Source organism: Terrabacter sp. FW104-15G4B, from assembly GCF_058790095.1.
In genome coordinates this window covers 129,209-151,718 of record NZ_JBYTCI010000006.1, presented here as the reverse complement: position 1 = coordinate 151,718, position 22,510 = coordinate 129,209, and the positions used below count along the sequence as shown (strand labels likewise).

Below are 22,510 nucleotides of genomic sequence, written 5' to 3'. Positions count from 1 at the left end.
CCCGGCGCCGAGTCGCCCTCAGTCGTCGGCGTCCGCCTCCGCGCCTGTTCCGGCATCGAGCAGGAAGGTGCGCATCGGGCCCTTGCTCTTGACGAGGATCGTGCCGCGAGGGTGCACCATGAAGCCCGGTCCGAGGGCAGCCGCCACGCGCTCAGTCACCTGAATCTGCCCGGGCAGCCCGTGGGACTCCATCCGGCTGGCCGTGTTGACCGTGTCGCCCCAGAGGTCGTAGATGAACTTCCGCCGCCCGATCACCCCTGCGACGGCGGGTCCGGTGTCGATCCCGATACGCACGGCGAGCCACTCGCAGCCCGGCTCCCGCGCGATGGCCGCGATCTCCTCGCGCATCGCGAGCGCCACCCTGGCAACCGCCTGGAGGTGGTCCGGTCGCCGCTCGGGCATGCCCCCCGCCACCATGTAGGCGTCGCCGATCGTCTTGATCTTCTCGACCGCCTGCACTCCGGCCTCCCGGTCGAAGGCCGTGAAGATGCGGTCGAGGAGCGCGACGAGCTCGTCCGGAGGCATGACCTGGGTCCGCTCGGTGAAGCCGACGATGTCCGCGAACAGGACGGTCACGGCCTCGTAGTGCTCCGCGATGACGCCCGTGCTCCGTTTGAGCTGTTCGGCGATCGGGCCGGGCAGGACGTTGAGCAGCAGGCGCTCCGACCGCTCCTGCTCGACCTCGAGGGCGATGCGCGCCCGCTCGCGCTGCTCGACGAAGTAGCCGAGCATGGCGTAGGCGCTGACGGTCACGCCCACGACGTTGAGCACGAAGAACGTGACGACGAAGCCGGTCGGCAGGCCCGCCGGCTGCTCCGACAGCTTCGGGTCGAGCAGCGCGAGCGTCACGACCGCCGCGCAGTACGCCACGAGCCAGCCGACCGAGCGCCGGACGCCCATCAGCGCGAGCGCGGCGAGCGGCACGAAGAGCGCCCACAGCACCATGCCGCTCGACGCGACGAAACCGCCGAGCGAGGCCTGGAGCAGGCAGGGAAGCACGAGGAAGACCGTGAGCTGCGTCGTGCGGAAGACGCCGAAGCGCCGCGTCCGTGAGAGGACGACGAGCCCCACGACGGTGATCACCTGGTAGGTGGCCGGTATCGCGGCCGACACCGGATGACCGTAGGCGAGATAGGTGCCGACCCAGATGGCGGAGAGCAGCGCGATGAACACGGAGGCGAAGATCAGCATCCCCTGGCGCAGGCGCTCGTCCTGCGACCGATCGGACCGGGCCCCGATCTCGGCGAGACGCTCGACGATGCGGACGACGGCCCCTCTGAGGCCGGCCCGGGGAAGGGGGAGCACGTCGGATGCGCCCATGCCGCGATGCTACGGCGGAGGACGTCCGTCCCTCAGGCCATTCGGGGTTGCCTCGCGAGGTGGTCGTCGACGAGGGCGGCGGCCTCTCCGGCGCCGTCCTCGGCCCCCACGCGCTCACCGAGGGCGTGTGCCGCCGCGCGGGCTCCCGGGGAGAGCGCCGCCTCGAGCGCCTGCTCGAGCCGAGCGGCCGTGAGGTCCTTGCGCGGTATCGGAGGCGGGGCGACGCCGAGGTCGGCCATCCGGCGGCCCCAGTAGGGCTGGTCGGCGGCGTGCGGCACGACGACCTGCGGCACCCCGGCTCGCACTGCGGCGGCCGTCGTGCCCGCGCCGCCGTGGTGGACGACCACCGCGCAGCGCGGGAAGAGCAGGTCGTGCGGAGCGGAGCGGATCCCGATCGCGTCGGGCGTCCGGTCCACCGTCAACCCGGCGAGGCCCTCACTGACGACGCCGCGGACACCCAAGCGGCCGAGAACGGTGTCGACGTCGCTCGCCACGCCCGCCGGGTCGGGCGTCGGCATCGACCCGAAGCCGACGAAGAGGGGCGGCTCCCCCTCCGCCAGGAACGACTCGAGCGCCGGGTCCAGCGCATCGCCACCGGCGCGCTCGCGCACCCAGTAGCCGGTCTGGCGCAGCGCCGGTGGCCAGTCGGCTGCCGGGGGGACGACCTGCGGGCTGGCCGCCAGGATCGTAGGCGTGCGTTCTGCAGCGGCGACGTAGTCGCGGAATCGTCGGCGTGGCAGACCCTTTCGCGCCCGGACGAGGTCGCCGGGGGGCCGGAAGAGGTCGAGGGCCACCCGACCCGCGAGGGTGCTCCACGCAAGGTTGACCCACGAGCTGCCGCGATGGCGCACGCTCAGCCCGGTCGACTGGCCGTGGGCGCTCGGCCACACCGGCGCGAAGATCGCATACAGATGCGGCTTGGCCGGCCGCTGGTTCGGCCCACCGGTATCCAGCAGCGCGTCCACGAGGTCGAAGGTGAGCGCCCCGGACACCACCGCGTCCGCCTGGTCGACGAGACGGCGCACATCACCGGCGAGCAGCTCGGCGGTCCCGGCCATGAGCTGACGCATGAGCCGGGCCTCCCGGACCTGGGTCCGGCCCGACCCCCGCAGCGACTCGCGCCCCGGCCCCTCCCGGACCGGCCCCTCGAGGTCGAACGACAGCGGCTCGAAGTCGACTCCGCTCCCAGCCACGACGTGACCTAGGTCGGCGGGCGCGGCGAGCGACACGGCATGTCCCATCCGCCGCAGGCGCTGTCCGAGTGCGACGAGCGGCTCGACGTCACCGCGAGAGCCCATCCCGAGCAGCAGGACCCGCACGTCAGTCCCCGCCGAGCTGGGCGCGGACGCGCGGCACGACCTCCTCGGCGTAGAGGCGGATGCACTCCATGCGCTGGTCGTGCGGGAGGGTGCCGAAGGAGTACTTCAGCTGGAAGCGGGAGAGGCCGAGAACCTTTGCGGTGTCGACGATCTTGACGGCGACGGTGTCGGGCGAACCGCAGTAGACGGCCCCTCCGGGGCCGAGCTGCTGGAGCGCCTGCTCCTTGCCCATCGGCGCCCAGCGCCGCTCGCGACCGAGCTTGTTCATGTAGGGCAGGAAGTGCGGCATGAAGTCGTCGCGGGCCTGCTCGTCGGTGGCCGCGACGTAGCCCGGCGAGTGGACGCCGATCGGCAGCTCGGGCTTGCCCATCTCGGAGAGTGCGCGGCGGTAGAGGTCGGCGAGCGGAGCGAACTGACGGGCCGACCCGCCGATGATCGCGATGACGACGGGGAAGCCGTAGTGCGCGGCGCGCACGACCGACTGGGGCGTGCCGCCGACGCCGACCCACACCGGCAGGTGGCCGGACTCCGTTGCGGGCATGACCTTCTCGACCTGCACGGGCGGGCGGATCGAGCCCTGCCAGCGGACCGGCTGCTCGGCCACGACGGCCGCCAGCAGGTCCAGCTTCTCCTCGAAGAGCATCTCGTAGTCGGCGAGGTCGAGCCCGAAGAGTGGGAACGACTCGATGAACGAGCCTCTGCCGACAGTGATCTCGGCACGGCCGTGGCTGATCGCGTCGACCGTCGAGAAGCGCTGGAAGACGCGGACCGGGTCGTCGCTCGACAGGACGGTGACCGAGGTGCCGAGCCGGATGTGCTCCGTGCGGCCGGCCAGCCCGGCGAGGAGCACGTCAGGGGCGCTCACGGCGTAGTCGTCGCGGTGGTGCTCGCCGATGCCGAAGAAGTCGAGGCCGAGCCGGTCGGCGAGCTCACCCTCGGCAAGTACCTCCCGGATGACCGTTGCGGGGTGGAGCGGGGCGCCGTCGGGGCCGTTGGCGATGTCGCCGAACGTGTCGAGTCCGAGTTCGAGGCTCATGACCCCATCGTAGGTATGCCGCCGACGCGCCACGTGCGGCCGGCGGTCGGGTCCCAGCGGCGCACCGACTCGATCGCACCGTCGAGCGCGCGGGCGCGTCCGAGGACGTCGAGCGCCTCGCCGACCTGGCTCGACGCCAGGCCACGAGCGATCGTCACGTGGGGCGTCCAGCGAGCCGGGCGGACGTGCTCCGGCACGTCGGGGCACGTCGCCATGGCCGCAGCCACCGCGTGGTGCAGCAGGAGCAGGTCGGACGTGGGGACCACGAGCCTGGCGAGGACGTGGCGTCGCGAGCCCATGACGACCAAGGGCCCGAGGGCGACGCTCAACGCCGGCATACCGGCCAGCGCCCGGACGATTCGGGTCTCGACCACGGCCGGCACGCTCCCGGCGGCCGACAGCGTCACGTGGGGCGCGTTCGTCGCCCCCTCGTGACGGGCCTGGCTCGGGAGCCCGGCCTCGGCGAGGGCCATCCACTCGCGCCGGACCTCAGCGTCGGTGCCGGCGTCGAAGAGGCCCTCGACCGAGTGCAGCGGCACGGTCAGGCGATTCGGTAGGACTGAGGGCGGCCGGGGCGGGCAGCACGGGCGTCCAGACCGAGGTGGTCGGCGACGAACGCACGGACAGCAGCCGTGTGTTCGTCCCACCGACCGTCGCCGACCGGGACGACGAGCGTCGGCAGGTCGAGCCCGGCGACGACCTCGAGCTCCAGCTCACGCCGCTCACGCATGAGCTCGACGTAGCCGTCGAACCCCTCGAGACCGCGGCGCCGTCCGCGGCCCTGGCGCGTGTGGTAGTCGATGACGCGCTCCAGCCAGTCCGCGGACCGCTCCCCGGCGGCTCGTTCGAGGACCGGCCGGGGCTCGCCCGCGTCGAGGTAGACGAGCGCCGGCGCGTGCGACCGCACGGCATGGACGAGACCTGCGACGTGGCGTCTGACGACCTCGGTCGGCTGGTCGGCTCGCGCCACGAGGGCGCACACCGGGTTCTGCAGGAGGACGCACTCCCAGACCTGCACGACTCCCGGGTCGGCAGCCGGCTCCGTCCGGCCGAAGCGGCGCCAGCTGTCGGTGAGCACCCGGGAGTGGACGTCGGCCGCCAGCGCGCCGTCGTAGGCGTCGTGGGTCCGGAGTCGCTCGACCAGGGCCGCGGGCAGCGTCGGGTGCAGCGCGTGGCGCACGAGCCACAGGTCGTCGCGCTGTTCCGCGGCACCGAGCAGGGCCCGGGACATCTCGGGAGACTCCGCGGCGATGCCGAGCAGGTCCTCGGTGCCGAGCACGGCGACCTGCTCGAGGTCGACGGGGTGGTCGACCCGCCCTTCCGGCCAGTGCTGGACCTCGACCTGCTGGTCGGCGAGCCACGCTGCGATCGCGTGGGCGGTCGTGCTCTTGCCCGAGCCGGGGAGTCCTTCGACCATGACGAGGCCGTTCACTGCACCACCCACCAGATCTGACCGACCTCGCCCGGCCACGCGTGCTGCCCCTTGGCGGCAGGGAAGTTTATGACATCCGAGGCTCAGGGGTCCCGCGGGTCGAGCTTGCCGAGGATGGCGGCGAGGGAGGTGCGCTCGCGGTCGCTGAGGCCCCCGAAGAACTCCTCCGCGCCCGCCCGTCGGGCGTCGTCGACATCCGCGAGCACGGACGCGCCGAGCGGGGTGAGCGTGACGGTCATCGCGCGCCGGTCGGCGGGGTCGGGCGAGCGCTGGACGAGGCCGCGGGACTCGAGCCGGTCGACGACGTCGGTGGCCGAGCGAGCCGCGATGCGCAGGTGGTCGGCGACGACGCCGAGACGTGTGGGGCCGTGGTGCCCGATCACCCGGAGCGCGCGGGCGTCGTGGGGGGAGAGGTCGGGCCCGAGGCCGCTCGCCCAGCGGCGCCGGAGGGCGCGGGCCGCGCCCATGAGCAGCTCGTCGAGGGCGGGCTCGTCGGGGGACGGCTCGTCGGCATCGCGCATGGGCAGCAGCATACGTGAGAGTTGGCTCTTACCTCATAGTGAGGTAACCTCATCATCATGAACCGGAGAACAGATATGGAGTGACCACATGAACGACACCACCGGCAGACCAGGCGGCCGCGGCGGCCGCCAGCCCGGACGCATCGACCCGAAGGACCTGGCCCAGCTCGCCGAGTCACCCGTCTCGGTGCGACGGGTCGCGGGCCTCTTCCGCGCCCACGCCCGCACCGTCGCCGTGGTGACCGCACTGATCGTGGCGATCTCGGTCATCTCGATGGCCCAGCCCTTCCTGCTCCGCGCCGTCATCGACGACGCACTCCCCCACCAGGACGTCCGCCTGCTGCTCCTGGCCGTCGGCGGCATGCTCGCCGTCACGGTCGTCACCCAGCTGCTCGGCGTCGTGCAGACCTGGCTGACCACCAGTGTCGGCCAGCGCGTCATGCACGGCCTGCGCACCGACGTCTTCCGGCACCTGCAGCGCCAGTCCGTCGCCTTCTTCACCCGCACCCGCAGCGGCGAGGTCCAGTCGCGCCTCACCCACGACATCAGCGGCATGCAGACGGTCATCACCTCGACGGCCACCTCCATCGCCAGCAACGTCACCACCGCCGTCGCCACCGCGATCGCCATGGTCGCCCTCAGCCCCCGGCTCTCGCTGCTGTCACTGCTGGTCGTCCCGCCGGCCGTCCTGATGACCCGCAAGGTCGCCCTGCTCCGCCGGGACATCACCGCCCAGCGCCAGCGCCGGCTCGCCGACCTCCACAGCCAGGTCGAGGAGGGCCTCACCGTCAGCGGCGCCACCCTCGTCAAGACCCTCGGTGCAGGCCACGCCACCGCCGACCGCTTCGCCGCGACCTCAACCGACCTGATCGACCTCGAGCTGCGCTCGCAGCTCGCCGGCCGCTGGCGGATGGCGACGATGCAGATCGTCTTCGCCGCGATCCCGGCCCTCATCTATCTCGCGGCCGGCTTCCCGGCGACCTCGGGCGGCATGACCATCGGCACGCTCATCGCGTTCACCACGCTGCAGGCCGGCATCTTCCGTCCCCTCATGGGCCTGCTCGACGTCGGCGCCCAGTGGGTCACCTCGATGGCCCTGTTCAGCCGGATCTTCGGCTACCTCGACCTGCCCGTCGAGGTTGCCCCGCCAGCCGATCCCGTTGCGGTGCAGCACGACCGGCTGCGCGGCGAGGTCCGCTTCGAGGGCGTCGGCTTCAGCCACGACCCGAGCGCCACCGAGCCCACGTATGCCGTCGACGACGTCACGCTCCACGTGCCGGCCGGCACGACGCTGGCGCTCGTCGGCGAGACCGGGTCGGGCAAGTCGAGCCTCGCCGGCCTGCTCGCCCGGCTCCACGACCCGCAGTCAGGACGCGTCACCATCGACGGGATCGACCTGCGCGACCTCGACCCGGCCGACCTGGCCCGCATCGTCGGCGTCGTCTCGCAGGACACCTACCTCGTGCACGCCTCCATCCGCGACAACCTCCTGCTCGCGGCCCCCGGGGCGAGCGACGACGAGCTGTGGCAGGCCCTGGCCGCCGCCCAGGTCGCGCCGCTGGTCGCGAGCCTGTCCGAGGGTCTCGACACGGTCGTCGGCGCCCGCGGCCACCGCTTCTCCGGCGGCGAGAAGCAGCGCCTGGCCATCGCCCGCACGCTGCTGCGCAACCCCCGCGTGCTCATCCTCGACGAGGCGACGAGCGCGCTCGACAACGAGACGGAGCGCGGGCTGCAGGCCGCGATCGACCGGCTCATGGCCGGCCGCACCACCCTCACCATCGCGCACCGCCTCTCGACCATCCGCGATGCCGAGCAGATCGCGGTACTGGACCGAAGCCGGGTCGTCGAGCTCGGCGACCACGACGACCTCCTGGCCCGGGGCGGCCGCTACGCACGCCTCGTCGAGGCGCGGGAGGGCTCGGCTCACGAGGCGCTCGCGGCCTGAGCGTCCCGCCACCAAGGGGGCGGGGACGGCATACCTCGGTCGCCTGCCGTCTCGTGACCTCCGTGTGGCACCGTGGGGCCGTGGAAGCAGCCGACGAGCCCGTGCTTCGCGAGCCCGTGCTCCGGGAGCCCGCGCACCGGGTGTCACCCCGCGCCGTCCTCATGTGGACCGTCCAGGCCCTCGTCGTGCTGGCCGTGCTGCTGGCCGCCCAGGTGGTCTGGTGGCTCGCCGACGACGCCCCGTCACGCACCCCGCACTGGGTTGTCGGCGCGGTCTGGCTGGTGGCCGGCGCGGCGTACGCCGTGGCGATGCCGCAGTGGCGCTACCGGGTGCACCGCTGGGAGGCGACCCCGCGGGCGATCTACACCCAGAGCGGCTGGCTGTGGCAGGAGCGCCGCATCGCGCCGATCAGCCGGGTGCAGACGGTCGACCTGCATCGCGGGCCTGTCGCGCAGCTGCTCGGCCTCGCCGCCGTGACCGTGACGACCGCCTCCGCCGCCGGGCCCGTCACCATCCACGGGCTCGACCTGCCCGTGGCCCGCGAGCTCGTCGACGCCCTGACCGCCGCAGCCGTGGCCGAGGCGGGCGACGCGACGTGAGCGAGGAGACCGACGGCTGGCGGCGGCTCGACGCCCGGATGCTGCTCGTCCACCCCCTCGAGACCCTGATCCGCTTCCTCCCGGCGCTCATCGCGATCGTCCTCTTCCGGGCCGGCTCCGACGGAAACGACCGGTGGGAGCTGTATGCCGTCCCGCTCATCGTCGCGTTCGGCGTGCTGCGCTGGGTCACGACGCGCTACCGCATCGCCGACGGGCAGATCGAGCTGCGGCGTGGCCTGGTGACGAAGCAGACGACCACGGCGCGGCTCGACAAGGTGCGCGCCATCGACCTGACCGCCCAGGTGCACCACCGGCTGCTCGGGCTGGCCAAGGTCGAGGTCTCGACGGCGGGCGGCGGTCACGACCGCTTGGTCCTCGACTCGCTGAGCGTCGACGCCGGGCGCCGGCTGCGGGCCGAGCTGCTCCACCGCGTCGACCCCGCGGTGACCGGCCTGCCGGCGCCCACCGGAGCACCGGTGGACAGCGACGACATCCCCGACGAGACCTCGCCCCCGGTCGGTGACGAGCTGCTCCTGAGCCTGGACCCGTCGTGGATCCGCTACGCACCCTTCACCGTGACCGGCCTGGCGAGTGCGGCCGCGATCCTCGGCTTCGTGTCGCAGGGTTTCTCGCGCTTCTCGCAGGAGCGGTCGGTCTTCCGTGTCGGCGCCTCGCTGGTCGCACGGCTGTCGTGGTGGGTCGACGTGCTGCTCCTCCTCGGCGTCGTCTCGCTCCTCGCGGTCGGGGCCTACGTCCTGACGTTCTGGGGCTTCCGCCTGACCCGCAACCGCCTCGGCACCCTGCACACCCGCCGGGGCCTGCTGACCAACCGCGAGACGAGCATCGACGCGGCGCGTGTGCGCGGCATCCGGCTCGACGAGCCGCTCGGCCTCCGTCTCGTCGGGGCCCGACGGCTCAAGGTCGTCACGACCGGGCTCAGGCGCGAGCGCGGAGGCTCCGACTGGCTGTGCCCCCCGGCCCCGGCGGACGTCGTGACGCCCCTCGCCCTCCGCATCCGACCCGACGAGGCCGCCGTGTCAGGGACGCTCGTCCCCCATGGTCCCGCCGCGCGGCGCCGCCGGATGACCCGCGCGCTCGGGCCCGCCTCGCTCGTCGCCGCGGCGCTCGTGGCAGCACGGGTCCTCTGGGGCTGGCACGGGTCGCTGCTCCTGGTCGTGCCGATGCTCCTCGTCGCCGCAGTGGCGCTCGGCCGCGACCGCTACCGCGCCCTGGGCCACGCCGTGACGCCTGACCAGCTCGTCTCGCGTCACGGCTCGCTCGACCGGCAGCGGGTCGTGCTCGACCGCGACGGCATCATCGGCTGGAAGGTCGAGCAGTCGTTCTTCCAGCGGCGCGCGGGGGTCGCGACGCTCGTCGCGACGACCGCGGCCGGCGCCCAGCACTACGACGTCATCGACGTTCCCGTCGAGCAGGCGTATGCCGTCCTGTCGCAGCTGAGTCCCGACCTGGTGGCCGAGTTCGTCTGAGCCTCAAGAGCCGCCGTCAGACGTACGAGCGGGACAGCTCGAGGGTCGACCCGCGCAGCACCAGCTCGGTGGCCAGCTCGACGTGGTGCGACTCGATGGTCTCGCCGGCCATGAGCCGCAGGGCGGTGCGCACCGCCACGCGCCCCATCTCGACCAGCGGCTGGCGGACGGTCGTGAGCGGCGGTGACGACATGCGCGCCAGCTGCGTGTCGTCGAAGCCGACGATGCTGAGGTCCTCGGGCACGCGCAGGCCCCGGGCCCTCGCGGCCTCCATGACGCCCACGGCGATCTCGTCGGAGGCGGCGAAGATCGCGGTCGGCGGCTCCGGCAGGTCGAGCAGGGCGGCGCCGCCCGCCACGCCGTCGGCGTACATGAAGTGGGAGGAGCGGACGTAGTCAGGCGGCAGCGGGACGCCGGCGCGCTCCAGGGCGGAGCGGAACCCGTGCATGCGCGCCTCGTTGCACGAGGCCCGCGGGTGGCCGCCGAGGAAGGCGATGCGCCGGTGCCCCAGCTCGAGCAGGTGTCTGGCGGCCGACTGACCACCCGCGAAGTTGGTCGAGCCCACACTCGTCACGTCCACCGACGGCAGCTCGATCGGGTCGATGACGACCAGGTGCACACCTGAGCGCGCCAGCGCTGCAACCTGCTCCGACGACATGACGCTCGTGACGGCGATGTAGGCTCCCACCCCCGATGCGGCGAGGTCGCGGGCCCACTCACCGGGCGGACCCTGCACGGGCGGGGCCCCGGTCCTTCGTCGGGTGACGACGACCAGAGTGCCCGACTCGGCCGCCGCGTCGACCACCCCCTGGATGATCTCGGCGGAGTAGGCGTGGAGGTCACCCTCGAAGGCGAGCTCGATCGCGGCGCCCACGGTCGAGACCTGTCGTCGCGGGCCCCGCGGTCGGTAGCCGTTGCGGTCGAGCAGCTCCTGGACGCGCTGCCGCGTCTCCTCCGACACGTCGCTGCGGCCGTTGACGACCTTCGACACGGTCGCCACCGACACGCCAGCCGAGGTCGCGATCTCGGCCAGCGTCGTGCGCGGCGACAAGGAGCTCATGGACGGGTTAGCGTCCGTACCCGGTCCGGGACACCTGTACCGGCGTCGTGAGCACGCGGTCGGCCCCGACAACGCGCGTCTCGCCCGTCAGCCGCAGGACGGCCCGGCAGGGCAGCTCGGCGGCGGAGCTGCCCACCATCAGGTGCAGGTCGCCCGGCTCCACGATGCGACGGAGATCGCGGCCGGTGAAGGCCATCCGGTCGCTGTGGAGCGTGAACGTCACGACTCGAGAGTCTAGGGGCTCGAGCTCGACCCGCACGAACCCCGCCAGCTGGAGCACCGGTCGGGTCACCTGAGCCACCGGGTCGTGGAGGTAGAGCTGGACGACCTCGGTGCCGGCCCGCTCCCCCGTGTTCGTCACCCGCGCGCTGACCCGGACCTCGCCATCCGTCGCGACCTCTGTCTCGCTCAGCTCTACCCCTTCGATCTCGAAGCTCGTGTAGGAGCGGCCGTAGCCGAAGGGGTAGAGGGGCGTCGGGTCGAGCGTGCTGATGCCGTGGTGACCGACCCCGAGCAACGGCTGCAGGTAGGTGCCCGGCTGCCCACCCGGCGACCGGGGGATCTGGACCGGCAGCCGGCCCGAGGGCTGCACCCGCCCCGAGAGCACGCCCGCGATGGCGGCCGCGCCCTCTTCGCCCGGCATGAACGCCTGGACGAGGCCGGCGGCCCGACCCGCGACGTCGCCCAACGCATACGGCCTCCCGGAGACGACGACCACGACGACGGCGGTGCCGGTCGCGATCAGCTGGGCGACCAGCTCGCCCTGCACGCCGGGCAGGCTGAGGTCGGGGGCGTCACAGCCCTCACCCGACGTGCCGTGGCCGAAGAGCCCGGCCAGGTCGCCGACCGCGACGACACACAGGTCGGCATCCCGGGCCGCGGCCACGGCCTCGGCGAGACCCGACCGGTCCGAGCCGCTCGTGGCGCACCCCTCGGCGTACTCGATGCTCGCGTCGGGCAGCTCGGACCGCAGCGCGTCGACGAGGGTCGGCACGGCGACGCCGAGGCCCTTTGCCGGGTAGCGCGGCAGCACGTGGTTGGGGAATGCGTAGCACCCCATGAACGTCCGGGGGTCTTGCGCCGCCGGGCCGACGACCGCGATCTTCGTGGGCCCGGGGCGCCCCGGAGCGCTGAGGGGCAGCACGTCCCCGGCGTCGAGCAGCACGATGCTGCGCTCCGCCATGGTGCGGGCCAGTCCCCGGTTGGTGGCCGAGTCGAGCTCGACCGTGGTCGCCCGCTCGACGGAGCCCTCCGGGGTCCAGTCCGGATCGAGCAGGCCGAGACGGATCTTCTGGAGCAGCACGCGTCTCGCGGCGCGGTCGACGACGGCCTCGTCGAGGTCACCGCTCTCGACGCGCTGCGCGAGTTGCTGCCCGTAGCCGAGGGTGTCGGGCAGCTCGACGTCGATCCCGGCCGACAGGGCGAGCGCCCCCGCGTCGTCCATGCTGCCGGCGACACGGTGCATCGAGGACAGGAACGGCACGGCCCAGTAGTCCGAGACGACGGTCCCCTCGAAGCCCCACGTGTCGCGGAGGATCTCGGTGAGCAGCCACGGGTCGGCGCCGGCCGGGACCCCGTCCACGTCGGAGTACGAGTTCATGACCGAGCCGACGCCGGCCACCCGCACGGCCATCTCGAACGGCGGCAGGATGACGTCGAGCAGCTCCCGGCGGCCCATCGGGACGGGCCCGTGGTTGCGGGCCGCCCGCGCCGCGGAATAGCCCGCGAAGTGCTTGAGCGTCGCGAGGACGCCGGCCCCCTGCAGCCCACGGACGTAGGCGGCGGCCAGCATCGACACGAGGTAGGGGTCCTCGCCCATGGTCTCCTCGACCCGGCCCCACCGGTAGTCGCGGACGACGTCGAGCACGGGCGAGAGGCCCTGGTGCACGCCCAGCGCCGCCATGTCGCGGCCGATCGCCGCAGCCATGGCCCCGACCAGCTCGGGGTCGAACGTCGCCCCCCAGGCGATCGCCGCCGGGTAGACCGTCGCGCCATATGCTGTGAAGCCGGTCAGGCACTCCTCGTGGACGATCGCCGGGATCCCCAGGCGCGACTGCCCGACGACGACCCGCTGCTGGCGCACGACCTCCGCGGCGCCCTCCGTGGGGGTGATCGGGATGCTGCCGTAGACGCGGGTCAGGTGCCCCAGGCCGTGCGCGGCCGCATCGGCCAGCGCGATCGTGCCCGACGCCGCGAAGACGTCCTGCATCGGTGCGACGTTGTGCAGCTCGTCGGGGAGGGGCGCCTCGCCGTGGACCGCGTCCACGTCGGCGTGGGAGTCGTCTGCGTCGGCGGGCGACATGTCGTTGAGCGCCCACCGGCTCCCGAGCTGGCCGATCCGCTCGGCGAGAGTGAGCCGGGCGAGCAGGTCGTCGACGCGCTCCTCCGGGGTGCGTGACGGGTCGCGCCAGACCTCGTCCAGCTCGGGGTCGGTCTGCATCGGGGTGGTCTCGGTCATGGTGGTCTCCTCGAGGCACGGACTCGTCGAAACTTTCGGGATACGGTCACGACCACAGGACGCCTGCGGTGGACTCGCGATAGGACGCGACGTGCCTACTTTGTACCCGGATACGTTTCCGTCACAACCCTTGACAACGAAAAGTATCGAAAACTATCGTCCTTGTCACCAAAGCTGTTGCGTGCCCGACGCCTCTAGCCGGCGCGTGCGACACCGGCCGGCCGGCCGCCCGCGGCCACGACACATGTGGAGATCAACGTGGATCCCAGAAGCACCTCTCGTCGTACCTTCCTCGGGCTCGCCATGGGCGTCCCCCTGGCCGGCGCCCTCGCGGCGTGCGGCAGCTCCGGACCGACCACCGGCACCGCGACGGGCGGCACCGGGGGCGCCGCCGGCTCCGGCGCCTCCTACTGGTTCTTGACCGGCGCACCCGGTGAGGGCATCCGCAAGGGCGCCGTCGACCGCTTCAACGCCGCCAATCCGAGCACCCAGATCGCCGCCACCGCGTTCCAGAACGACGCCTACAAGACGAAGATCAAGACGGCCATCGGCGCCGGCCAGGCGCCCACGATCATCTGGGGCTGGGGCGGTGGCGGCCTCAAGTCGTACGTCGACGCCAGCCAGGTCGAGGACCTCACCTCATGGTTCGAGCAGAACCCCGACGTCAAGGCGAAGCTCTTCCCCTCCTCGTTCGGCGCCGTGACGGTCGGCGGCAAGATCTACGCCATGCCGTGCGAGACCGTGCAGCCCATCGTGCTCTACTACAACAAGTCGGTCTTCCAGAAGGTCGGCGTGCAGCCCCCCACCTCGTGGGACGACATCATGGCCCTGGTCCCGAAGTTCAACGACGCGGGTATCGCCCCGTTCTCGCTGGGTGGACAGTCCCGGTGGACCAACATGATGTGGCTCGAGTTCCTCTTCGACCGGATCGGCGGCCCGGAGGTCTTCCAGGCCGCCTTCGAGGGCAAGAAGGACGCCTGGTCCAACCCCGACGCGATCGCCGCCCTCACCAAGGTGCAGGACCTCGTCAAGGCGGGCGGCTTCATCAAGGGCTTCTCCTCGATCACGGCCGACTCCAACGCCGACCAGGCGCTGCTCTACACCGGCAAGGCCGCCATGATGCTGCACGGCTCCTGGACGTACGGGAGCATGAAGAGCGACGGCGGCGACTTCGTCAAGGGCGGCCACCTCGGCTGGATGAACTTCCCGCCGGTGGCCGGCGGGAAGGGAGACCCGACCAACACCGTCGGCAACCCCGGCCAGTACCTCTCGATCTCGTCCAAGGCCACCGCGGCCGAGAAGGAGACGGCCAAGAAGTTCTTCAAGACGGGCGTGCTCGACCCGACCGAGGTCAAGGCCTGGATCGACACCGGCTCCATCCCGATCGTCAAGGGCGCCGACTCCAGCATCGGAAGCTCCGAGGACGCCGAGTTCCTGAAGTTCGTCTACGGGGTGTCGAGCAACGCCAAGGTCTTCGCGCAGTCGTGGGACCAGGCCCTGCCGCCCAGCGCCGCCGAGACGCTCCTCGACAACATCGCGAAGCTCTTCCAGCTGAGCATCACTCCCGAGCAGTTCGCCACCAACCTCAACGCGGTCACGAACTCGTGACCGTCGCCAGCGTCGGGTCCGTCAGACCGGCACCGTCCCACCCGGACCAGAGCGTTCACGGTCGAACGCTCTGGTGGCTGGCGGTCCCGGCGCTGGTCTTCTTCGTCGCCTTCGGCGTCATCCCGCTCGTCGGCGTACTCCTGCTCAGCTTCACCACGTGGGACGGGATCGGCGAGGTGGTGCCCTCGGGGCTCACCAGCTGGAGGTCCGTGCTCACCGACCCGGGTCTGCCGCACGCGATGTGGGTCACCTTCCAGGTGGCGGCCCTCTCCTGGCTGTTCCAGACCCCGATGGCCATCCTGCTCGGGGTCTTCCTGGCCGGGGCACAGCGGTACCGGGCATTCCTCTCGGTGCTCTACTTCATCCCGCTGCTGCTCAGCTCTGCGGCGATCGCGATCACCTTCAAGGCCCTGCTCGACCCCAACTTCGGCATCGGCACCGGTCTCGGGCTGCCGTTCCTGTCCCAGGACTGGCTCGGTGAGCCGACGCTCGCGCTCGCCGTCGTCGTCTTCGTCGTGTCCTGGCAGTTCATCCCGTTCCACTCGCTGATCTACCAGGGCGCCGTGCGCCAGATCCCGACCTCGATGTATGAGGCCGCCCAGATCGACGGCGCCGGCCGGATGCGCCAGTTCTTCTCGATCACGCTGCCGCAGCTGAAGAACACCATCATCACGTCCTCCACGCTGATGGTCGTCGGCTCGCTGACCTTCTTCGACCTCATCTACGTGCTCACGGCCGGCGGTCCGGGGGATGCCACCCGGGTGCTCGCCCTCGACATGTACAAGCGGGGTTTCCAGGCGAACCTGATGGGTCCGGCGAGTGCCATCGGCGTCATCCTCGTCGTCGTCGGACTCCTGCTCGCCCTGCTGTTCCGACGCATCGGCGGCGGCGAGCAGACCGCCAGCCAGCTCGAGGGGGCCTGAGCCATGGCCTCCAGAGGGCAGCAGACCACACGAATCCGCAGCAGGAACTGGGTCGGCGGACTGCTCAGCTGGTTCTGGCTCGCCGTGGTGATCTTGCCGATCTACTGGATCATCATCACGAGCATCAAGAGCCAGTCCGAGTACTTCGTCACCAACCCGTTCGCGCCGCCGGCCGAGCCGACCCTCGCGGCCTACCGTCTCGTCGTCGAGTCGGGCTTCATCCGCTACTTCTTCAACAGCGTCATCGTCACGATCGGCGCTGTCGTGCCGGCGGTCCTCGTGTCGTTCATGGCCGCGTTCGCGATCATCAGGAGCCGGCCCAGCCGGTTCGTCAGGTCCTCGAACGCCGTCTTCCTCATGGGTCTGGCGATCCCCCTGCAGGCCACGATCATCCCGATCTACCTCATCATCATCCGCCTGCATCTCTACGACACCCTGCTGGCGCTGATCCTGCCGTCGATCGCCTTCGCGATCCCGCTCTCGGTCCTCGTGCTGTCGAACTTCATCCGCGACGTGCCCAACGAGCTCTTCGAGTCGATGCGCCTCGACGGCTGCAGCGAGTGGCAGACGCTCTGGCGGCTCGCGCTCCCGCTGACGCGCCCGGCCCTGGTGACAGTGACGATCTACAACGCGCTGCTCATCTGGAACGGCTTCCTGCTCCCCCTGGTCCTGACCCAGAGCCCGAACCTGCGGGTGCTGCCGCTCGCGCTGTGGACCTTCCAGGGCCAGTACGGCATCAACGTCCCGGCGATCCTCGCCGCCGTGCTGCTGACCGCCCTGCCGATCCTCGCGCTGTACATCGTCGGTCGTCGGCAACTGCTGAGCGGCCTGACGGCCGGGTTCACCAAGTAGCCGACGCGCCAGCGTCATGCCGGGTCAGAGGCGCATGGACGCGCCCACCTTCTCGGTCTCCTCGCCGACCTGGCCGGCGAGCCCGTCCTCGGCCGCCACGTCCTTGGCCTCGATGCTGTCGCCGACCGGGTCGGTCTGGACCAGCTCGCCGACTCCCTCGCCGGGCGCGGTCTCCTCGAACGTCAGCGCGAAGTCGTCACCGTGCTCGCTGACGCCCGCGACGACAGCCTGCTCGACGGCCGCGACGGCATACTGCCTCCGGACGACCTGCGGGTCGCGCGACAGGTCCTTCACGAGGGCGACCGCGAGCCCGACCATGATGACGAGGAAGGGCAGGGCCGCCACGATCGTGACGTTCTGCAGGCCCGACAGGGCGTCCTCACCGCCGATGAGCAGCATGATCGCGGCGACGGCGCCGGTGGCGGCGCCCCAGAAGATCACGGTCTTCTTCGACGGCTCGAGCGTGCCCTTCTCCGAGAGCGTGCCCATGACGATCGATGCGGCGTCGGCACCGGACACGAAGAAGATCGCGACGAGGAGCATGACGACGACCGCCGTCACGGTCGGCCAGGGCAGGTTGCCCAGCATCGCGAAGAGCGAGCCCTCGGGCGAGGCCTGGCCGGCGATGTCCTGGCCGTGCTGCTGCTGGTCGATGCCGGCGCCGCCGAAGATCGCGAACCAGATGAGCGAGACCACCGACGGGACGAGCAGCACGCCGGAGACGAACTGGCGGATCGTGCGGCCGCGCGAGATGCGGGCGATGAACATGCCGACGAACGGCGTCCAGCTGACCCACCACGCCCAGTAGAAGATCGTCCAGCCGGCGAGCCAGTCCTTCATGCCGTCCCCGCCCGCGGCGTCGGTGCGGGCAGACATCATCGCGAGGTCCTTGAAGTAGGAGCCGATGGTCGTCGGGACGAGGTTGAGGATGAAGACCGTCGGGCCGACGACGAAGACGAACACGGCCAGGGCGAGCGCGAGCACCATGTTGATGTTCGAGAGCCACTGGATCCCCTTGGCGACACCGGAGACGGCCGACAGGATGAAGCAGACCGTCAGCACCACGATGACGCCGATGAGCACGCCGTTGCCGACGGGCCCGATGCCGGCGACGATCTCGAGGCCCGAGCCGATCTGCAGGGCCCCGAGCCCGAGCGAGGTGGCCGAGCCGAAGAGGGTCGCGAAGATCGCGAAGATGTCGATGACCCGACCGGCCGGGCCGTTGGCGCGCTTCTCGCCGAAGATCGGGGCGAAGGCCGAGCTGATGAGCAGCGAACGGCCCTTGCGGAAGACGCCGTACGCGACGGCGAGGCCGACGACGGCGTAGATCGCCCACGGGTGCAGCGACCAGTGGAACATCGTCGTCGCCATGGCGGTCTGCACCGCGGCCGGGTTGCCCGCGGCGCCCGTGCCGGGCGGCGGCTTCACGAGGTGGCTCAGCGGCTCGGTCACGCCGTAGAACATCAGGCCGATGCCCATGCCGGCCGAGAACATCATCGCCACCCACGACGACGTGCGGAACTCCGGAGCCTCACCGTCGCCGCCGAGCGGGATGTTGCCGTACTTGCTGGCCGCCAGCCAGATGACGAAGACGACGAAGCCGGAGGCGACGAGCGAGAAGAGCCAGCCGGTGTTGTGGACGACGAAGTCGAGGCCGGCTGAGGCGCTCGTGCTGAGGCTCTCGGTGCCGAGGGCGCCCCACAGGACGAAGGCGATGGCCACACCGGCAGCGACGCCGAAGACGACCTTGTCGACCCGCGACGGCGGGGCCTGGTCGTGGTTCACCGGTGGCGGCTCGAGCGCCGGGTGCAGCGCGTCGTCGGGGCTCTTGGTCAGTTCACTCATACGTCATGACGGCACCCGGCGAAGGTGCCGTCCGTCTCCTCACGTTACGTGTCACAGCTGTCTCGTTTCGGCGTCCACTGTGCCGAACGACGGTGGGCAAGCGCAAAACGAGGCGTGACGACGTGACGGTGCCCGACGGCATACGAAACGGTCAAAGGGCCACAAACCGTGCGGTTTGTGGCCCTTCGACGGTGGGAGAGTCAGCGCGTGGAGCCGACCAGCTCCGGCTCGCGGGCGGGGATGCCCGAGGCGTCGCTCTCGTCGACCGCCTCGTCGTGCGAGTCGACCATGCTGGCCTCGTCGAAGCGGTCCTGGCCGGAGAGGACCCGGGCCGCCTTGTCGCGGTCGATCTCGCCGACCCACGTGCCGATCAGGACCGTCGCGATGGCGTTGCCGGCGAAGTTCGTCAGCGCGCGGGCCTCGCTCATGAGGCGGTCGATGCCGACGATGAAGCCGACGCCCGGGACGAGGTCGGGGCGGTGGCTCTGCAGGCCACCTGCGAGGGTGGCGAGGCCGGCACCGCTGACGCCGGCGGCGCCCTTGCTCGCGATGATCATGAAGACGAGCAGGCCGATCTGCTGGCCGATGCTGAACGGCTTGTCCATGGCCTCGGCGATGAAGAGGCTCGCCATCGTCAGGTAGATCGCGGTGCCGTCGAGGTTGAACGAGTAACCGGTCGGCACGGTGATGCCCACGACCGGGCGGGAGACGCCGAGGTGCTCCATCTTGGCGATGAGGCGCGGCAGGGCCGACTCCGACGACGACGTCGACAGGATGAGGAGGAACTCGCGGCCGAGGTAGCGGAAGAGCGAGAAGACGTTCATCCCCGTGACGACCTTGAGGATGCTGCCGAGGAAGGCGAAGACGAAGATCGCACACGTCGCGTAGAAGGCGAGCATCAGCAGGCCGAGGCTCTTGAGCGAGCCGATGCCGGTGGCGCCGACCAGGGCGGCCATGGCGCCGAAGGCGCCGATCGGGGCGACCCACATGACCATCGCCATGAGGCGGAAGACGAGGCGCTCGAGGTGCTTGATGCCCGTGAGGATCGGCTCCCCCGCCCGGCCCATGCTCTGCAGGGCGAAGCCGACGAGCAGGGCGATGAGCAGCGCCTGGAGCACCGAGCCCGACGTCAGCGCGGAGACGAGCGTGTCGGGGATGAGGCCCAGGACGAAGTCGACCGCGCCCTCGGAATTCTCGGCGAGCTGGGCCTGCCCCGACTTGGCCACCGCGTCGGTGAGGTCGAGGCCGGCGCCCGGCTTGACGATGTTGCCGACGACGAGGCCGATGCCCAGCGCGACGGTTGACATGGTGATGAAGTAGCCGAGGGCGAGACCGCCGACCTTGCCGACCTGGGCGGCGCGGCGCACCGAGCCGATGCCGAGGACGATGGTGCAGAAGATGATCGGCGTGATCATCATCTTGATGAGGTTGACGAAGCCGGTCCCGAGGGGCTTGAGGCTCTTGCCCACCTCGGGGAAGGCCCAGCCGACCAGGATGCCGGCGACCATCGCCACGATGACGGCGATGTAGAGGAAATGGGTGCGGTCGCGCTTCCGAGTCGTGCCCGGGCGGGCGTCGACGGCGCTGTCGGCGGTGGAACTCACGGTGACCTCCGTTGGCTGGGTCCCGTGCTGGGCACGGGACCGGTGAATGTGTCGAGGCTGCCCCCACGAGTGGTTATGGTCACCTTTGTGTTCATTGAGTTCTCACGGCCGGTCGTATGCCGTTGAGCTCGCTCGCCCGCCTGCGCCGAGCCGCCGCCCGGGCGCTGAGGGCACCCGCGCGCTGGAGCGTCGCGGGGCAGACCTTCGCGCTGCAGGTCCTCATCGCCGTGCTCGTCGTCGGCGCGGGCCTCCTGGGGGCCTACGGCCAGACCCAGCGCGCCGGCGACCAGGAGGCCATCTCGCGGGCGCTCGCCGTGGCCGAGACGATGGCCTCGACCCCGGAGGTGGCGGCGGCGGTGCAGGGGCCGGACCCGTCGGCCGCGCTGCAGCCGTATGCCGAACGGGTGCGGGCCGAGACGGCCACCGACTTCGTCGTCGTGATGAGCCGGGACGGGATCCGCTACACGCACCCGGACCCGGCGCAGATCGGCAGGAAGTTCATCGGGCACACGGAGGAGGCGCTCGCGGGCGGGGTCGTCGAGGAGGACTACACCGGCACGCTCGGGCCGTCCTCGCGCGTCGTGGTCCCGGTGACCGACCGGGGGAAGGTGGTCGCCCTCGTGTCCGTCGGCATCCGCAAGGCCGCCGTCGGTGAGCGCGTCCGCGCCCAGCTGCCGGGCCTGCTCCTCGCGGGACTCGTGGCGGCGCTGCTGTCCGGCCTCGGCACCGGCCTGGTGGCCCGGCGCATCCGGCGGCAGACGCACGGCCTCGGTGAGCAGCAGCTGCGCGAGATGTACGAGTACTACGACGCCGTGCTCCACGCGGTCACCGAGGGGCTGGTCATCACCGACCTCGACGCCCGGTTGCGGCTCGCCAACGACGAGGCGGTGCGCCTGCTCGCCCTGCCCGCCGACGCGGTCGGGCGCCCCGTCGCGGAGCTGGGCCTCGGCGACGCACTCACGGCCGCGCTGACCGACGACGCCGTGCACGAGGACGAGCTGCAGGTCACGTCGGCCCGGGTGCTCGTGCTCAACCGCGGCCCCGCCCGCTGGGAGGGCCGGCTGCTCGGCCACGTCGCGACGCTGCGCGACCGCACCGACCTAGAGGCGCTCACCGGCGAGCTCGACTCGGCCCGGGGCCTCACCGAGGCGTTGCGCTCCCAGGCGCACGAGTCGGCGAACCGGCTGCACACCATCGTGAGCCTCATCGAGCTCGGGCACACGGACCGGGCGCTCGACTTCGCCACCGACGAGCTGCAGGTCTCGCAGGTGCTCACCGACCGCGTCGTCGGCTCCGTCGACGAGCCGGCCCTGACGGCCCTGCTCCTCGGCAAGGCCGCCGAGGCGCACGAGCGTGGCATCGCCTTCGAGATCGCACCCGGCGCGCACTGGCCGCGCGACGTGGCGCCGACCCGCGACCTCGTCACCATCGTCGGCAACCTCATCGACAACGCCCTCGACGCCGTGGCCGGCGAGTCCGGGTCGCTGCAGCCGGAACGCCGCGTGCGCTTCGACTCGCGGGTCGAGGGGGCGTATGCCGTGCTCGAGGTCTCCGACGACGGGCCGGGTCTGCCGCCGGGCGCCGTCGGCGACGCCTTCCGGCGTGGTTGGTCGACGAAGGAGCAGGGCCGTGCCGGGCGCCGCGGGATCGGGCTGGCCCTGGTGGGCCAGACGGTCGACCGCCTCGGCGGGACGCTCCAGGTCTCGGGGCCACCCGGTGCGACGTTCGTGGTGCGGCTGCCGTTCGGGGGGACCGATGGCTGAGGGCGGGGCGTCCGGCGTGCTGCGGGTCCTCGTCGTCGAGGACGAGCCGATCGCGGCGGAGGCCCACACGGCATACGTCGGCAGGGTCGAGGGTTTCGAGGTCGCCGCGACGGTCGGCACGTCGCAGGCGGCGCTGAAAGCGTTGCAGGACAAGGCGATCGACGTCGTGCTGCTCGACATGAACCTTCCCGACCGCCATGGGCTGGACGTCGTGCGGGCCATGCGCGCCGCCGGCCACCGGGCCGACGTCATCGCCGTCACGTCGGCTCGCGACCTGGACGTCGTGCGCGCGGCCGTGTCGCTCGGGATCGTGCAGTATCTCTTGAAGCCGTTCGTCTTCGCCACACTGCGCGACCGGTTGCTCGCCTATCGCGCCTACCGGGAGCAGCTGACGAGCGGCGCCGAGGTCGGGACGCAGGCGGAGGTCGACGAGGTGTTCGCCGGCGCGCGCGTGGCCGCCGAGGGACGGTTGCCCAAGGGCATGGGCGAGGAGCTGCTCGGGCGGGTGTCGCGCCTGCTGCGGGAGGCCGACGGCGGCCGCTCGGCGAGCGAGCTCGGCGACGAGCTCGGGGTCAGCCGCGTGACCGCGCGCCGCTACGCCGAGTACCTCTGCGACACAAGGGTGGTCGTGCGTCGGTCGCGGTATGCCGGCGCGGGCCGTCCCGAGGTCGAGTACCTCTGGGCCCGCTGAGCCCAGGATCCCTGCGGGCGCTCGGGCCGGGCGAGTAGCGGTCCTGA

Annotated in this window: 18 protein-coding genes; 8 read left to right on the top strand and 10 right to left on the bottom strand. The window is 71.6% G+C overall.

All coding sequences use genetic code 11. From position 1 onward, the window contains the following. Window positions 1-18: 18 nt before the first annotated feature. The 6 genes from AC3WRT_RS07430 to AC3WRT_RS07405 form a co-directional block, all read right to left on the bottom strand. Window positions 19-1,320, bottom strand: coding sequence for an adenylate/guanylate cyclase domain-containing protein (locus tag AC3WRT_RS07430; protein WP_492720823.1), 1,302 nt, complete (start codon window positions 1,318-1,320; stop codon window positions 19-21). A gap of 32 nt (window positions 1,321-1,352) precedes the next feature. After that, window positions 1,353-2,639 carry a glycosyltransferase gene (locus tag AC3WRT_RS07425; protein WP_492720822.1) on the bottom strand — a complete coding sequence of 429 codons (1,287 nt, stop codon included), beginning with the start codon at window positions 2,637-2,639 and terminating at the stop codon, window positions 1,353-1,355. 1 nt (window position 2,640) lies between these two features. Then, the gene (locus tag AC3WRT_RS07420) at window positions 2,641-3,675 is read right to left on the bottom strand and encodes an LLM class flavin-dependent oxidoreductase (RefSeq protein ID WP_492720821.1); all 1,035 of its coding nucleotides are present in this window, start codon (window positions 3,673-3,675) and stop codon (window positions 2,641-2,643) included. Next, the gene (locus AC3WRT_RS07415) at window positions 3,672-4,214 is read right to left on the bottom strand and encodes a 2'-5' RNA ligase family protein (RefSeq protein WP_492720820.1); all 543 of its coding nucleotides are present in this window, start codon (window positions 4,212-4,214) and stop codon (window positions 3,672-3,674) included. Before AC3WRT_RS07415 ends, AC3WRT_RS07420 begins: the two co-directional genes overlap by 4 nt. 2 nt (window positions 4,215-4,216) lie before the next feature. Then, window positions 4,217-5,107, bottom strand: a complete 891-nt coding sequence (locus tag AC3WRT_RS07410) for a P-loop NTPase family protein (protein WP_492720819.1) — start codon at window positions 5,105-5,107, stop codon at window positions 4,217-4,219. 83 nt (window positions 5,108-5,190) lie between these two features. Then, window positions 5,191-5,628 carry a MarR family winged helix-turn-helix transcriptional regulator gene (locus AC3WRT_RS07405; protein ID WP_492720818.1) on the bottom strand — a complete coding sequence of 146 codons (438 nt, stop codon included), beginning with the start codon at window positions 5,626-5,628 and terminating at the stop codon, window positions 5,191-5,193. Between the two features lie 88 nt (window positions 5,629-5,716). Between AC3WRT_RS07405 and AC3WRT_RS07400 the strand changes: the two genes are divergently transcribed. The 3 genes from AC3WRT_RS07400 to AC3WRT_RS07390 all read left to right on the top strand — a co-directional run bounded on the left by AC3WRT_RS07400 (window position 5,717) and on the right by AC3WRT_RS07390 (window position 9,659). Continuing rightward, window positions 5,717-7,573 carry an ABC transporter ATP-binding protein gene (locus AC3WRT_RS07400; RefSeq protein WP_492720817.1) on the top strand — a complete coding sequence of 619 codons (1,857 nt, stop codon included), beginning with the start codon at window positions 5,717-5,719 and terminating at the stop codon, window positions 7,571-7,573. An 80-nt stretch (window positions 7,574-7,653) separates the two neighbouring features. Then, on the top strand, window positions 7,654-8,172 hold the full coding sequence (locus AC3WRT_RS07395; RefSeq protein WP_492720816.1) for a PH domain-containing protein: 519 nt from the start codon (window positions 7,654-7,656) through the stop codon (window positions 8,170-8,172). Continuing rightward, window positions 8,169-9,659, top strand: coding sequence for a PH domain-containing protein (locus AC3WRT_RS07390; protein ID WP_492720815.1), 1,491 nt, complete (start codon window positions 8,169-8,171; stop codon window positions 9,657-9,659). Before AC3WRT_RS07395 ends, AC3WRT_RS07390 begins: the two co-directional genes overlap by 4 nt. Before the next feature lie 16 nt (window positions 9,660-9,675). Here AC3WRT_RS07390 and AC3WRT_RS07385 read toward each other — a convergent pair whose 3' ends face one another. Continuing rightward, window positions 9,676-10,719, bottom strand: coding sequence for a LacI family DNA-binding transcriptional regulator (locus tag AC3WRT_RS07385; RefSeq protein ID WP_492720814.1), 1,044 nt, complete (start codon window positions 10,717-10,719; stop codon window positions 9,676-9,678). Window positions 10,720-10,726: 7 nt separating this feature from the next. Further along, window positions 10,727-13,177 carry a glycoside hydrolase family 3 N-terminal domain-containing protein gene (locus AC3WRT_RS07380; protein ID WP_492720813.1) on the bottom strand — a complete coding sequence of 817 codons (2,451 nt, stop codon included), beginning with the start codon at window positions 13,175-13,177 and terminating at the stop codon, window positions 10,727-10,729. 258 nt (window positions 13,178-13,435) lie between these two features. Between AC3WRT_RS07380 and AC3WRT_RS07375 the strand changes: the two genes are divergently transcribed. From AC3WRT_RS07375 to AC3WRT_RS07365, 3 genes are all read left to right on the top strand, one after another. Then, a complete protein-coding gene (locus tag AC3WRT_RS07375) occupies window positions 13,436-14,785 on the top strand; it encodes an extracellular solute-binding protein (protein WP_492720812.1) in 1,350 nt (449 codons plus the stop codon). Between the two features lie 77 nt (window positions 14,786-14,862). Beyond that, window positions 14,863-15,708, top strand: a complete 846-nt coding sequence (locus AC3WRT_RS07370; protein WP_492720848.1) for a carbohydrate ABC transporter permease — start codon at window positions 14,863-14,865, stop codon at window positions 15,706-15,708. Window positions 15,709-15,711: 3 nt separating this feature from the next. Further along, window positions 15,712-16,560 (top strand): carbohydrate ABC transporter permease, encoded by an 849-nt coding sequence (locus tag AC3WRT_RS07365; RefSeq protein WP_492720811.1) that lies wholly within the window; start codon window positions 15,712-15,714, stop codon window positions 16,558-16,560. 24 nt (window positions 16,561-16,584) lie between these two features. Here AC3WRT_RS07365 and AC3WRT_RS07360 read toward each other — a convergent pair whose 3' ends face one another. Beyond that, window positions 16,585-18,405: a BCCT family transporter gene (locus AC3WRT_RS07360; protein ID WP_492720810.1), complete on the bottom strand. Its 1,821-nt coding sequence runs from the start codon at window positions 18,403-18,405 to the stop codon at window positions 16,585-16,587. Window positions 18,406-18,605: 200 nt separating this feature from the next. Beyond that, window positions 18,606-20,009, bottom strand: coding sequence for a cation:dicarboxylate symporter family transporter (locus AC3WRT_RS07355; RefSeq protein ID WP_492720809.1), 1,404 nt, complete (start codon window positions 20,007-20,009; stop codon window positions 18,606-18,608). Window positions 20,010-20,125: 116 nt separating this feature from the next. Between AC3WRT_RS07355 and AC3WRT_RS07350 the strand changes: the two genes are divergently transcribed. Both AC3WRT_RS07350 and AC3WRT_RS07345 read left to right on the top strand, forming a co-directional pair. Beyond that, window positions 20,126-21,772, top strand: a complete 1,647-nt coding sequence (locus AC3WRT_RS07350; RefSeq protein ID WP_492720808.1) for a sensor histidine kinase — start codon at window positions 20,126-20,128, stop codon at window positions 21,770-21,772. After that, the gene (locus AC3WRT_RS07345) at window positions 21,765-22,463 is read left to right on the top strand and encodes a response regulator (RefSeq protein WP_492720807.1); all 699 of its coding nucleotides are present in this window, start codon (window positions 21,765-21,767) and stop codon (window positions 22,461-22,463) included. Before AC3WRT_RS07350 ends, AC3WRT_RS07345 begins: the two co-directional genes overlap by 8 nt. Window positions 22,464-22,510 lie beyond the last annotated feature (47 nt).

Excerpts from the sequence above, each read along its gene's own strand:
- AC3WRT_RS07360 (WP_492720810.1), bottom strand. The coding sequence starts at position 18,405 with ATGAGTGAACTGACCAAGAGCCCCGACGACGCGCTGCACCCGGCGCTC.
- AC3WRT_RS07345 (WP_492720807.1), top strand. The coding sequence starts at position 21,765 with ATGGCTGAGGGCGGGGCGTCCGGCGTGCTGCGGGTCCTCGTCGTCGAG.
- AC3WRT_RS07400 (WP_492720817.1), top strand. The coding sequence starts at position 5,717 with ATGAACGACACCACCGGCAGACCAGGCGGCCGCGGCGGCCGCCAGCCC.
- AC3WRT_RS07430 (WP_492720823.1), bottom strand. The coding sequence starts at position 1,320 with ATGGGCGCATCCGACGTGCTCCCCCTTCCCCGGGCCGGCCTCAGAGGG.
- AC3WRT_RS07380 (WP_492720813.1), bottom strand. The coding sequence starts at position 13,177 with ATGACCGAGACCACCCCGATGCAGACCGACCCCGAGCTGGACGAGGTC.
- AC3WRT_RS07405 (WP_492720818.1), bottom strand. The coding sequence starts at position 5,628 with ATGCGCGATGCCGACGAGCCGTCCCCCGACGAGCCCGCCCTCGACGAG.
- AC3WRT_RS07350 (WP_492720808.1), top strand. The coding sequence starts at position 20,126 with ATGCCGTTGAGCTCGCTCGCCCGCCTGCGCCGAGCCGCCGCCCGGGCG.
- AC3WRT_RS07365 (WP_492720811.1), top strand. The coding sequence starts at position 15,712 with ATGGCCTCCAGAGGGCAGCAGACCACACGAATCCGCAGCAGGAACTGG.
- AC3WRT_RS07385 (WP_492720814.1), bottom strand. The coding sequence starts at position 10,719 with ATGAGCTCCTTGTCGCCGCGCACGACGCTGGCCGAGATCGCGACCTCG.
- AC3WRT_RS07420 (WP_492720821.1), bottom strand. The coding sequence starts at position 3,675 with ATGAGCCTCGAACTCGGACTCGACACGTTCGGCGACATCGCCAACGGC.